The organism is Massilia sp. LXY-5, assembly GCF_059801075.1.
Window position 1 is genome coordinate 55,721 of the sequence record NZ_JBNNEH010000004.1, and the last position, 12,675, is coordinate 68,395.

Consider the following 12,675-nt stretch of genomic DNA (forward strand, 5'->3'; position numbering starts at 1 on the left):
AGCGAGGTTCCGGTTCGGTGCGCGCACGGCGAGGCATCTTCGATCCGTGCAGAAAGTGATAGGGGAAGTTGTAAATGTGTGTTGCAACGAACAAAGATTTTGCATTGCAAATGATAAAGTTCGTCCGACATCACCATGAGAGGACCCATCATGAAATCCCCGCTTCGTTCCCTGTTCCTCGGCGCCGCACTGGTTGCCGCCGCCCTTCCTGCGCTGGCGCAGACCAACGTCAGCATCAATATCGGCCAGCCCGGCTTCTACGGCCGCATCGATCTCGGCGATTTCGCCCAGCGCCCGGTCGTCTACACCGAGCAGCCGATCATCGTGCGCGAAGTGCGCCACGTGCGCAGCGAACCGGTCTACCTGCGCGTGCCGCCGCAGCACCGCCATGAGTGGTCGCGCTACTGCGGCCGCTACGACGCCTGCGGCCGCCCGGTGATGTTCGTGCGCGACGACTGGTACACGAATACCTATGCACCGCGCTACCGCGAGCGCCACTATGAGCAGCGTCCGGTCGTGCGCGAAGTGCGCGAGGTGCGCTATGTCGAGGAGCGCCGTGACGATGACGACCGCTACGACAAGCACGACAAGCACGACAAGCACGGCAACGGTCATGGCAACGGCCACGGAAAAGGCCACGGCCGCGGCCACGGCGACTGAAGCCGCTGCCCGTCCTCCGGCGCGGCCATTGCCGCGCACGCCGTTTCTCCTCCGGGTGTACACTTGCCATGTAGCCAATACGCGGCACCGCCGCCGGCGCAACGAATGGAGGATGGCTTGCAAAGCGAAATCGTCATCGTAGGTGGAGGAGCGGGCGGACTGGAACTGGCCTGCAAACTGGGGCGCAAGCTGGGTCCCGCCAGGGTCATGCTGGTCGACACCCGCCTGTACCACATCTGGAAGCCCTCGCTGCACGAGGTGGCGGCCGGCACCCTCGACATCCACCAGGAGGGCCTCTCTTACCAGATGCTGGCCCACGATAACGGTTTCACCTTCATCTACGGCCCGATGACGGCGCTCGACCACGGGGCGCGCCGGATCACCGTCGGCGCCGTGCGCGCGCTCGATGGCGAAGATGTGCTTCACGAACGCCACATCGATTACGGCTCGCTCGTCATCGCGGTCGGCAGCACCTCGAATTATTTCGGCGTGCCCGGCGCGCGCGAACACACGATTTCCCTGAACGCCACCGAGGACGCCGAGCGCTTCCGCCTGCGCATGCTGCGCCTGATGGCGGTCGCCGAGCAGGCGCGGGAGGAACGCAAGGACGCCGAGGCGGCCCTCGACGTCGTCATCATCGGCGGCGGCGCCACCGGCGTCGAACTGGCGGCCGAGCTGCGCGAGGCCTCGGGCGTGTATGCCACTTACGGGTTCTCGCGCCTGCAGGTCAAGCGCGACGTGCGCATCACGCTGCTCGAGGGCGCGCCGCGCATCCTGGCGCCGCTGCCGGAACGGGTCTCGAATGCGGCCCTGAAACTGCTGGACGAACGCGGCATCCGCGTCGTCAACAACTGCCGCGTGACGAAGATCGAGGCCGACCGCGTGCTCGATCACGACGGCCATGTCTATCCGGCCAGCCTGTGCGTCTGGGCAGCGGGCATCCGCGCGCCCGAATTCCTCGGCACGCTCGGCCTGCCGGTCAACAAGGGCGGCCAGATCGAAGTCGACGGGCAACTGCGTGTGAAGGGCGTTCCCGGCGTGTACGCGCTGGGCGACTGCGCCGCCTGCATCGACGCTGCGGGCAAGCCGGTCCCGCCGCGTGCCCAGGCGGCGCACCAGCAGGCCGACTACCTGCTGAAGGAATTCGTGCGGCGCGCGGCCGGCAAGCCGCACAATGACAAGCCGTATCAGTACCGGGATTATGGTTCGCTGGTCTCGCTCGGCAAGACCACCAGCGTCGGCAGCCTGATGGGTTCGCTGAGCGGCGCCAGCTGGTTCGTCGAAGGCATGGTCGGGCGCGTGATGTATACGAGCCTGCACCTGATGCACCACCAGGCGGTGCTGGGAGCGATGCGGACCGGGGTGCTGGCGATTGCGCGGTTCCTGATTCGCAGGACGACGCCGCTGGTCAAGCTGCATTGAGCGGTGGGGTACGGGGGGGCACGTAACGCGCGGGCTCCCCGAGCCCACGCGTTTACGTGCCCTCAAATACTCGAACGCCCGCGCTGATTACGCCCCCTGGCGATCCCGCGGCAACATCATCGTCAAAGCCGTGCCGCCCCCCTCCAGCTGCATCAAGGTCACGCTCCCCCCCAGCGCCCGCGCCCGTTCGCGCAGCAGGCGCAGCCCATGGCAACGCAGCGACTCCGGCACCGGCGGCTGGCGCAGGCCCACGCCGTCGTCGCGCACGGTCAGCATCAGTTGCTCGCCATCGTCGTCGAGGATCACGTCCACCGAATCGGCCTTCGCATGGTGCAAGGCGTTGCGCAAGCCTTCCTCGGCACAGCGCAGCAGCGCCACGCCCTGTTCGCGCGGGTAGGCGTCGTCGTCGTCCGGCAGGCTGACGCGCGCCTTGACGCCGTGCTCGCGGCCAAACTCGGCCACGAGTTCCGCGAGTGCCGCCTTGATCCCCAAAAACTCGAGCTTGTCGTTCCACAGCCCCAACTGCACTGTGCGGTTGGTCTCGATGATGCCGTTGAGTAGTGTCTTCATCTGGCCCGCGCGTTCGAGGGCCTTGGGGTCGCTCAGGCCCTTCGACAGCAGGCCCAGATGCATCGTCAGCGCCGTCATCGAAGAGCCCAGGCTGTCGTGCAGTTTGCGTGCCAGCAGGCGCCGCTCGTCGTCCCAGCAACTCATCAGGTGGGCGACCAGTTCGGTCAGTGCGGCGGTGCGTTCGGCAACCAGCCGTTCCAGGTCCGGGTCGAGGTGATGCGGGTCCGGTGCGGTCATCGTGGGCTCGGTTGAATGTTTCCCAAATCATACAACAGCTTCGCACCGGAAGTGCGCACGCCGGCGCATCGGCATCCGCGCCTGCGTGCGCTGCCGTACAGTACGGCGCGCCGTTTCGGACGATGCTGGAGCCCTGGATGCATTACCAAATACACAAACTTTTCAGGGAGTTCTCATGGCCAAACCAAACGGAAGCATCGACGCAATCGAGCTGCTGACCCAGCAACACCGCGAAGTCAAGGAAATGTTCGACCGCTTCGAGAACATGACCGACCGCGCCAAGGTCAGCAAGAAAAAGCTTGCCGACGAGATCTGCAATGCGCTGATCATGCACACGACGATCGAGGAAGAGATTTATTACCCGGCCACCCGCGAAGCGAGCGAAGAAACGGAAGACATGGTCGATGAGGCCGTCGTCGAGCACGCCTCGGCCAAGGACCTGATCGCCCAGATCATGGAAATGGACCCGGGCGACGACCTGTACGACGCCAAGGTCAAGGTGCTGGGCGAGCTGGTCGAGCACCACGTCAAGGAAGAGGAAGAAGAGATGTTCCCGAAGACGCGCGAGCTGAAGCTGGACCTGGAAGCGCTGGGCCAGGAAATGAAGGCGCGCCAGCAGGAGATCGAGGCCGCACAATAAGCGAGCCCCGCAGCCGGTGCCGGATGGCGGCCGCTGCGCCGCCACGGCCGCCACGGCTGCCACAGGACGAAAAAAAAGCCGCACAGTGTACTGTGCGGCTTTTTTATTCGCGCGCTGCCTGATCAGCCGGCGGCAGTGGGCAGCGGCGCCGGCTCGCCCAGCGCGCCGAGCAATTGGGCGATGTCGACCGGTTTCACCAGGTGCATGTCGAAACCCGCTTCCAGCACGCGGCGCTGGTCTTCGGCCAGGCCGTAGCCGGTGAGGGCGATCAGGCGCATGGCGGAGGTTGCCGGATTGGCGCGCAGGCGGCGTGCGACCTCGTAGCCGTCGATGCCGGGCAGGCCGATGTCGACCAGGGCGACGTTCGGCAGGTGGGCGGTGGCCAGCGCCACGCCGTCCAGGCCGTCGGCCGATTGCAGCACCGGGTAGCCATACACGTCGAGCATGGTCGCCATCATTTCGCGGCCGTCCTCATTGTCTTCGATCAGCAGGACCGCCGGCTTGCCGGCCGCCTCGGCAGGCTGGGCGGCATGCGGCGTCGCCGCGGCCTCCGGCGCCTGTGCGCGCGGCAGGCGGATGGTGAAGGCGCTGCCTTCGCTGGCACCGCCGCTGGTGGCGCTGACGCTGCCGCCATGCAGCTCGACCAGGCGCCGCACCAGCGACAGCCCGATCCCCAGGCCGCCTTGTGCGCGGTCCAGGCTGATCGAGCCCTGCACGAAGACGTCGAACACGTGCGGCAGCAGGTCGGGGGCGATGCCCACGCCGGTGTCGCGCACCGTCAGCAGCACTTCCTCGCCTTCGAGGCCGATCGTGATGTCGATGGTGCCGCCGGCCGGCGTGTACTTCAGGGCATTGTCGATCAGGTTGGTCGCAACCTGTTCCAGGCGCGTCGGGTCGCCGTCGACCCAGTTCGGCGCCAGGTCGACGTTGATGCGGTAGCCGCCGGTGCGGCCGGTGGCGCGGAAGGTGTCGAGGCAGGCGCCGACCAGGCTGGCCATGTCGACCGGTTTCCTGGCCAGCAGGATCTTGCCCGACATCGCGCGCGACAGGTCGAGCAGGTCGTCGACGATGCGCGACAAATGCTGGGTCTGGCGCTGGATGATCTGGCGCGCCCTGGAGGCCATCTCGGCGTGCGCGCCCGGCATGTCGATCAGCGCGGCGGCGCTGCTGATTGCCGACAGCGGATTGCGCAGCTCATGGCCCAGCATGGCGAGGAATTCGTCCTTGGCGTGGCTCTTGCGCTCGGCCGCCTGGCGCTCTTCGATCTCGCTCATCAGGCGCTCGTTGGTGGCGGTCAGCTCGAGCGTGCGCTGGGACAACTTTTCGGTCTGGCGGCGCAGCTGTTCGTTCTTGTTGGCCAGGGCCACGAACACCGAGACCTTGGCATGCAGGATCTGCGGGATGACCGGCGTGAACAGGAAGTCGGCGGCGCCGCGCTGGTAGGCCTTCAGGCGGTCGATCTCGTCGGCCAGGAAGGCGGTCACGAAGATGATCGGGATGTCGGCGGAGCGGGCGCGCTGGTGGATCGCCTCGGCCGTCTCGAAGCCGTCCATGCCGGGCATGTTGACGTCGAGGATGATGACGGCGAAGTCATGCAACAGCACCTGGCGCAGCGCTTCCTGGCCGGAGCGCGCGGCCAGGACCGTATAGCCGGTCTCGTCGGCCCATTGGTCCAGCAGGCTGGTGAGGGCCAGCAGGCTGGCCGCATCGTCATTGACGACCAGAATCTTTGGTTTGTCGGTAGTTGGCACGTCGTTCCTGCTGCGTTCGTCGTAATGGGCCAGATTTCTGCGGGACTGAAAGGATAGCAGAGCGCCTGTGTTTTCCAAAGTAAAGACACAATTGAAGCGAACGAATGATAGCACGGCAATTTATCGTGTTTATGGGCAATCGCCCCGCAATCGTGCGCAGTGTTGCGTGTTCGCCAGCGCACATACTGCTTCAGGCGTCCATGCGATAGTGGACGCGACTCCCGGCGACACATCGCCCCGGGGACAGGCTGCTTACTTGAGAGGACAAAAAATGAACATGAACACGATTGTTACCGAGCAGTACCAGGGCAAATCGCTCCACGAGCTGGTCGATAGTCCACTGACCGCCCTGTGCGGGATCGGGGAGAAAGAGGCGAAGGCGCTCGCCGACGCGTTCAATGTGACCACCATCGGCCAGCTGGCCCGGCACCAGGTGATTGCCAATGCGTTCGCCATCGAGATGATGGCGGCTCCCGGCTCGCTGTCGGCGTCCGAAACGGCCAAGGAAACCCTGCTCGACGACGCCGTCGAGATGACCTTCCCGGCCAGCGACCCGATCTCGGTCGACGCCGGCATCACGCGCATCGAAGTGGCGCCGGAAAAGGTGGAAGCCGCGCGCGACCACCAGGGCGCCGGTGCGATCGCCGCGCACAATGAAGAAGCCTGCGGGCACGCCAATGTCGGCACTGCGCAGACGTCGAAGGATGTCGGGACGGCTTGATTCGGGAACGGTCCTGGGGCATACGCCTGCTATAACGCGGGTGTATGCCCTTATCGTTTGCGGCGAAATACCGTAGGGGCAATCGAGGCCACCCGCCTTGATTGCCCCTACGGTATACGGCTGCCGACAATAAGATCGATGCGATCGTGGAATGCAAACAGGCCCAATCCGATGCGACGGATTGGGCCTATCCTGTTTGCGTCATCCCTACCTGTGCGGCACCAGCTCCGGCACCGGCTGCTTGGTCGGCGTCTTGATCGCCTGCTGCGGCTTGCTGCCCGTCGAGCAGTAGCGGTTCTTGCCCGCGCGCTTGGCTTCGTACAGGGCGTAGTCGGCGATGCTGATCAGGGCGTCGACCGATTCGGCGTCGTCCGGATAAATGCTGATGCCGATCGAGGTCGACAGGCGCAGCGTCAGGTCGTTGATGAAGAAGGGCTCGCACAGCGCCTCGACCAGTTTCGCGGCCGGGCCCTGGGCGTCGGCCAGGCTGTGGATGTCGCCCAGCACGACCATGAATTCGTCGCCGCCTAGGCGCGCGACCGTGTCTTCCTTGCGCGACGAGGCGAGCAGGCGCTGCGAGACCATTTTCAGGATCTCGTCGCCATACGCGTGGCCATAGGTGTCGTTGATCGCCTTGAAGCCGTCCAGGTCCAGGTACATGATCGCGGCCTTGGCATGGCTGCGGTTCGCGTGCTGCAGGGCAGTCTCGATGCGGTCTTCCAGCAGGCGCCGGTTCGGCAGGCCGGTGAGGGCGTCGTGCAGGGCCAGTTCCTGCTGGGCGCGGCTGTATTGGGCCAGTTCCTTGTAGAGCAGGCGCACTTCCAGCATGTTGTGGATGCGCTTGTGCACCTCGAGCAGGTCGAACGGCTTGCTGATGAAGTCGCGCGCACCGGCTTCCAGGGCCGCGATCTTGAAACTCGGCTGGGCGGTGAGGGCGAGCACCGGCAGGTAGCCGCCTTTCTCGATTTCCTTCAGGCTCTTCATGACCTGGAAACCGTTCAGCCCCGGCATTTGCAGGTCGAGCAGGATGAGGTCGTAATTGTGCTCGCGATGCAGCGGGCAGACCTGCTCCGGCTCCATGGTCGAGCTGACGTTGACGTAGCCCTCCTCGCGCAATATCTCTTCCATCAATTCGATATTGTCTGGCGAGTCGTCTACGACCAGGATCTTGGCGTTCAAAATTTCTTGTCTGCTCGGCATGCTTCTTCTCGTCGAAATAGGTACTGGATGGAAACAAATTTCATTCAAGTAATCCAACTTTCCCACTTCAAGTAGTGTAGCAAAGGCTCTAAAATTTCTTGTAGGACAGCGCCGCGTCCGATAGTAGGAACTTCATTATCGTTTTCGGTTACCCGTCGAACGTACCAGCGAACCGACGACATCGATCAATTCGCTCGGCTCGACCGGCTTCGAAATATGGGAACTGAAGCCCGCTTCCAGCGCCCGCAAGCGGTCTTCGGAACGGGCGAAGGCGGTCAGGGCCACGGCCGGCAACAGGCCGCCGCGGTCGCGCGGCAGGGCCCGTACCCACGACAATAACTCGAAACCGTCGACTTCAGGCATGCCGAGGTCGCTGATCAGGAGGTCTGGCATCTCGAGCTGCAGGGCGGAGAACGCTTCGCGCGCGCTGGCGGCGATGCGCACCTTGGCGTGGCAGTCGGTCAGGATGCGGGCGATCAGCTCGCGCGCGTCGCGGTCGTCGTCGACCACCAGCACCGAGGCGCCGTTCAGGTCGCGCAGCGTCAGGTCGGGCGCGGCCGGTGGCGGGGTACCGCCGAGAATCATGCTGGCGCGGCGCTCGGCGCGGGTTTGCGCCTTGGCCAGCGGCAGTTCGAACGAGAAGCTCGAGCCCAGTCCTTCGCCCGGGCTCTCGGCGCGCACGGTGCCGCCGTGCTGCTCGATCAGGTGCTTGACGATGGCCAGGCCCAGCCCGAGGCCGCCGTGGCGGCGCGTCATCGAGGCGTCGGCCTGGCGGAAGCGCTCGAACACATGGGTAATGAATTCCGGGCGAATGCCGGCGCCGCTGTCGCGCACCGTGACCACCACCGAACCGTCGCGTCCCTCGAGATCGACGGTGACCAGGCCGTCGCGCGGCGTGAACTTGATCGCATTCGAGAGCAGGTTCCACACCACCTGCTGCAGGCGCGCCGGGTCGCCCGCGACCAGCATGCCGGGATGGACCGCGAAGCGCTTCTCGATGCGGATGTTCTTGGCGTCGGCAGCCGGACGCACGGTCTCGATGGCGGCGTCGAGGAAGCCCTGCGGGTTCAGGGTCTGCATGTCGAGCAGCACCTTGCCCGAAGTAATCCGGCTCATGTCGAGCAGGTCTTCGATCAGTTGGGCCTGGGCGCGCGCATTGCGCTCGATCGTCTGCAGGCCGCGCTGCAGGTCGTTTTCGTCCTTGCCGCCGCGCCGCAGCACCTGAGCCCAGCCGAGGATGGCCGAGAGCGGGGTGCGCAGTTCGTGCGACAGCGTCGCCAGGAATTCGTCCTTCATCTGGCTCGAGCGCTCGGCTTCGGCGCGTGCCTCGCGTTCGCTTTCGAGCAAGATCTTGCGTTCCTCGGCCGCTTGCTGGGCCGCCTCGTACAGCCGGGTATTGTCGAGCGCAACGGCCGCCTGGGCGGCGATCCCGCGCACGATGCGCTCGGTGCGTTCGGTAAACACGCCCGCTTCCGGATGGCCGAAGAACATGGTTCCCAATACTTCGCCGGAGCCGGCCGTGACCGGCACGGCGAGATAGCTGCGCACCGTCGGCTGGCCCGAGAGCAAACTGAACTGCGTCGGGGTGGGGCCGTAGCGCGGGTCGTCGAGGATATTGCTTGACCGGATCACACCGGCGCCGCGGAAGCTCGGCCCGAACAGGGCGGTCGCCTGCGGCTCGCCGAAGCTCTGGAATTCGTTGGCCGTGCCGCCAGACAGGGTATACAAGGAGAACTTCGGCCCCTCGCTTTCCTTGCCGTGGTAAAAGAAGGCGCCGAAGCGGGCGCCGGCAATGCCGCTGGCCGCGTCGGTGGCGACCTGCAGCAGCGAGCGCAGGTCGCGGGTCGATGCCAGCGCGCCACCGGTGCTGTTGAGCAGCTCGAGCACTTTCGATTCTTCGCGCAGGGCCTGCTCGACGCGCTTGACCTGGTCGACGTCGGTATTGGTGCCGAACCAGCGCACCACTTTGCCGTTGCGGTCGCGCACGGCGTTCACCCGGGTCAGGAACCAGCGGTACTGGCCGTCGGCGCCGCGGATCGGGTATTCCATTTCGAAGGGCGCGCCGCTACGGATCGAGGCGCGCCAGTGTTCGAGCATGGCGGGCAGGGCGTCCGGCTCGACCGTGTCTTGCCAGCCCCAGCCGGTGGCGCTCTCGGCCGTGGTGCCCGTGTACTCGTACCAGCGCTCGTTGAACCAGACGATGGCGCCGTCGGCCTGCGCCATCCAGGCCAGTTGTGGAATCGTGTTGGCGAGCGCGCGCAGGACTTCTTCGCTCTGGCGCAGGCTGTCCTCGGCGTTCTTGCGCGAGGAAATGTCCTGCATCACGCCGGTCATGCCGATGACGCTGTCGCGCAGGGCGGGATTGGCGTAGTCGGCCCGTCCGACCAGGGCGATCCAGCGCGCCTGGCCGCCGTCGGGCAGCAGCCGGCATTCGATGTTCAGGTCGGTGTGCGAGGCAAAGGCGTGCAGCACCTCGCGGCGCACGGTTTCGCGGTCGGGTTCGTCCAGGCGCGCGCGCAGTTCGGGCCAGGCCAGCGGTTCCTCGGGCGCCAGGCCGAGGATTTCGGCGGCACGCTCGCCCAGGCTGATGCGGTCGCTCGCCGAATCCCAGCGCCAGTCGCCCAGGCGGCCGGCGGCGAGCGCCACCTGCAGCCGGCTGTTGCCGTCGATCAAGGCTTGCTGGTCGGCGCGGCGCCGCGTGACGTCGTGGAAATACAGGGTCAGGCCGTCGGGCGAGGGGTACATGCGCGCCTCGATCCAGACGGCGAGACGGGGATAGAAGAATTCGCGGCTGCCGGTCTGGCGCGACTGCATCGCGCGCTCCATTTCGGTGGCCAGGTTGCTGCCGTTCAGTTCCTCGAACTCGTCCCACAGGCGTTTGCCGAGCAGGCCTTCGCGGGTCTTGTTCAGGGGCGCGAGCAGTTGCAGGGCGCGGCCGTTGACATAGGTGATGCGCCAGTCGAAGTCGACCGCGCAGAAGGCGTCGGTCAGGCTTTCCAGCATGTTTTCCATGCGCGCGTTGGCCTGGCGCAGTGCTTCCTTGGCCGCCATTAGCTCGGCCTCGGCTTCGCGGCGCGCAGCCAGCTCCGGGTCGGCATTGCGCAGCGCCGCCGAGCGCATCAGTTCGAGGTCGTCGCGGTTCTCGCTCACGCGGCGCCTCCGTGGACGCAGAAGCGGCGGGGGATCGATTCAACTGGGATCATGAAAGGACCGGAGCTTGGCTTAATATAGACAAGTGACCTGGAGGCAAGGGACGCAGGGGCAGCGGACGCGGGGACAGGGCGTGCGAAGGCACGCCGCTGCGCGGCACCTGGCCATTCTAGCCCGGCCGCCCCGTTTGGTTGCACACGGGTGAAGCCCACTCAGGTGCCCGCCCGCAGCGCGCTGGTCGCCTTGCCGAGTGCGTCTTGCAGCTGATCGAGCTCGTAAGGCTTTTGCAGCGACTGGTAGGGGAAGTCGAGATGGCGCAGCAGCATGTCGCCATAGCCCGACGCGAAGATCACTTTCAGGTGCGGGTAGCGTTCCAGGGACTGGCGCGCCAGGTCGACGCCGGACATGCCGGGCAGGCTGACGTCGGTAAACAATACGTGGTAATGGCGCGCGGCCAGGTGGGCCAGCGCATCGTCCGGATGCGCTACGCCGTCGGCCTCGTAGCCGAAGGCCTTGAGCATTTCGCACACGAGATACTGGGAATCGAGGTTGTCTTCGACCACCAGGATGCTGAGGATACCCGGTTCCTCGACGGCCGCCGGCTGCTCCTGCGTCGCCGGCGCCAGGGCGCACAGCACGCCGCCTTCGCCGATGGGCGTGAAGTAGAGGTCGAAGCGCTCGCCGGCGGCGCCGAAATTGACATTCGCTCCGGCAACAAAGGCCGCCTCGCCGCGCCGGGCGCGGGCCAGGGCGTCGCCGGCCGCGGCGAAGGGCGGCGGCAGCACCGCCGGCACTGAACCGCCGGGCACCCGGCTGAAAGCGGGACCGGCCAGCGCGCCGTAGGCTTCGTTGCACAGCACCAGCGGCTGCGCGCCCCACGAGATGAGCATCGGCAGCGGGGTGTTGAACATCAGGTCGGCGGCAAGGCGCAGCGGCTGCGGCCATAGGGCAGGGTCGCCGAGCGCACTGGCGCTCCAGTCGTAGGAGGAGGCGGTGCGGGCGGACTTACCGGAAGCGGACATGGAAACGGCCTGTTGTGCATTCAAAAACATGGCCGAATCGTACACTAATTGCCCGGCTCCTGTCGGCGCGTTAGAGCGCGGGCCCTTGTCACGCACGCCCCTGGCCCGGCGCAGCCCAGGCGATCGCGTCCTCGAGCCGGTCGTTTCCCCAAAACATCTCGTCGCCGACGAAGAAGGTCGGCGCGCCGAAGATGCCGCGCGCGCCGGCCAGCCCGGTATTTTCGCGCAGGCGCAGTTTGTTGTCTGGAGCGAGCGCGGCGGCGAGCACCGCCTCCGGGTCGGGAATCAGGCCCGCCAGGGCCTCGCGTACTGCGGGCGCGTCGTCGATCTCGCGGTCCTCGACCCAGTTCTGGTGCATCACGCGCCGGGTGAATTCGCCGATCCACGGCGCCTCCGCGCCGAGCGTGGCGACCCGCATCGGCAGCAGGGCCGTGCGTGGAAAGACGCTCGGGCGGCGCCATGCGATGCCATACTTGGCAGCTTCGCGTTCCATGTCGCGCCACATGTAGCGGCCTTTGGCGGCTTGCAGCACAAACGGCGAGGTGCTCCAGCCGAGTTCGCGAAAAACCGGGCCCAGCAGGAAAGGGCGCCAGAGGACACGGACGCCGGCGGCGCGCGCCAGCGCCTCGACGCGCATCGCGGCCAGGTAACTGTAGTTGCTGCCGAACTCGAACCAGAACTCGAGGTCCGCAGGAGCCCTTCCATGCTGTGTCATCGCTCGCTCTCCACTGCGCCGCTGGGGCGTCGATGTAATGATAGCAAGCTTGCCTGGACCGTAACAGTCAAAAAGAAAGCGGGCAAAAAAAAGCCCGCTCCAGGGGAGCGGGCTGAATCTATTTTCTTGGAAGAGAATAGAGGAGACAGGAAGAATTATGCTGCAATGCAATACCGATTGCCAATTTAGATTTCTGATGACAGTCATTGATGGGCCGTATGGCTGGTGCATCCGCGCACGGGACGTGCACCTGCTTGGTGCATCAGAGAAAATGTTTTACCATGGACACATGTCACGAAACAATTCACGGCTTTGCAGCATGGAAAGCCGTGCCGGGTGCGCGCGCGCTTCGCCATGGCGGAGATCGGCAGGGGTCCGGTGCGGCCGCGTCCCCATGCCCGCACTGTCGGAATTGTCCGTGCCGGGATATCATGAGCTCGACGCGCGTGATGGACGGCGCGTGGCGGGCCGCGAGGCCCATGGCGGCATCGGCGTTGGATTTCTGCGACGCGGGTGCCGGGTCTGGCGACCCGGGTGTGCGCCAGGCGTTCGGGCGCATCGACAATGAGCGCCACTTGCAAACTTAA

At 65.8% G+C, this 12,675-nt stretch carries 11 protein-coding genes; 5 read left to right on the top strand and 6 right to left on the bottom strand.

All coding sequences use genetic code 11. The features are described 5' to 3' along the window. The first annotated feature begins 150 nt into the window (after nt 1-150). Nucleotides 151-660, top strand: a complete 510-nt coding sequence (locus ACI48I_RS14485; RefSeq protein ID WP_498574560.1) for a hypothetical protein — start codon at nt 151-153, stop codon at nt 658-660. A 117-nt stretch (nt 661-777) separates the two neighbouring features. Further along, the gene (locus ACI48I_RS14490) at nt 778-2,082 is read left to right on the top strand and encodes an NAD(P)/FAD-dependent oxidoreductase (protein WP_498574561.1); all 1,305 of its coding nucleotides are present in this window, start codon (nt 778-780) and stop codon (nt 2,080-2,082) included. Between the two features lie 87 nt (nt 2,083-2,169). On the opposite strand, the gene ACI48I_RS14495 is transcribed toward ACI48I_RS14490, so the two are convergent. Continuing rightward, the gene (locus ACI48I_RS14495; RefSeq protein WP_498574562.1) at nt 2,170-2,889 is read right to left on the bottom strand and encodes a sensor histidine kinase; all 720 of its coding nucleotides are present in this window, start codon (nt 2,887-2,889) and stop codon (nt 2,170-2,172) included. A gap of 175 nt (nt 2,890-3,064) precedes the next feature. Here ACI48I_RS14495 and ACI48I_RS14500 point away from each other — a divergent pair, with 175 nt between their 5' ends. Continuing rightward, on the top strand, nt 3,065-3,529 hold the full coding sequence (locus ACI48I_RS14500; protein ID WP_193686254.1) for a hemerythrin domain-containing protein: 465 nt from the start codon (nt 3,065-3,067) through the stop codon (nt 3,527-3,529). Nucleotides 3,530-3,651: 122 nt separating this feature from the next. On the opposite strand, the gene ACI48I_RS14505 is transcribed toward ACI48I_RS14500, so the two are convergent. After that, the gene (locus ACI48I_RS14505) at nt 3,652-5,280 is read right to left on the bottom strand and encodes a response regulator (protein ID WP_193686253.1); all 1,629 of its coding nucleotides are present in this window, start codon (nt 5,278-5,280) and stop codon (nt 3,652-3,654) included. A gap of 277 nt (nt 5,281-5,557) precedes the next feature. Here ACI48I_RS14505 and ACI48I_RS14510 point away from each other — a divergent pair, with 277 nt between their 5' ends. Then, nucleotides 5,558-6,001 (top strand): hypothetical protein, encoded by a 444-nt coding sequence (locus ACI48I_RS14510; protein ID WP_307727260.1) that lies wholly within the window; start codon nt 5,558-5,560, stop codon nt 5,999-6,001. A gap of 207 nt (nt 6,002-6,208) precedes the next feature. Here the strand turns inward: ACI48I_RS14510 and ACI48I_RS14515 are convergent, their stop codons facing one another. From ACI48I_RS14515 to ACI48I_RS14530, 4 genes are all read right to left on the bottom strand, one after another. Beyond that, on the bottom strand, nt 6,209-7,201 hold the full coding sequence (locus tag ACI48I_RS14515) for a response regulator (protein WP_498574563.1): 993 nt from the start codon (nt 7,199-7,201) through the stop codon (nt 6,209-6,211). Nucleotides 7,202-7,336: 135 nt separating this feature from the next. Beyond that, nucleotides 7,337-10,351, bottom strand: coding sequence for an ATP-binding protein (locus ACI48I_RS14520; protein WP_498574564.1), 3,015 nt, complete (start codon nt 10,349-10,351; stop codon nt 7,337-7,339). A gap of 212 nt (nt 10,352-10,563) precedes the next feature. Then, nucleotides 10,564-11,373, bottom strand: coding sequence for a response regulator (locus ACI48I_RS14525; RefSeq protein ID WP_498574565.1), 810 nt, complete (start codon nt 11,371-11,373; stop codon nt 10,564-10,566). Nucleotides 11,374-11,461: 88 nt separating this feature from the next. After that, entirely contained in the window at nt 11,462-12,088 is a 627-nt protein-coding gene (locus tag ACI48I_RS14530) for a 2-hydroxychromene-2-carboxylate isomerase (protein ID WP_498574566.1), read from the bottom strand. Between the two features lie 431 nt (nt 12,089-12,519). On the opposite strand from ACI48I_RS14530, the gene ACI48I_RS14535 reads away from it, so the two are divergent. After that, complete coding sequence (locus ACI48I_RS14535; protein WP_193686249.1) at nt 12,520-12,675, top strand: hypothetical protein; 156 nt, start codon at nt 12,520-12,522, stop codon at nt 12,673-12,675.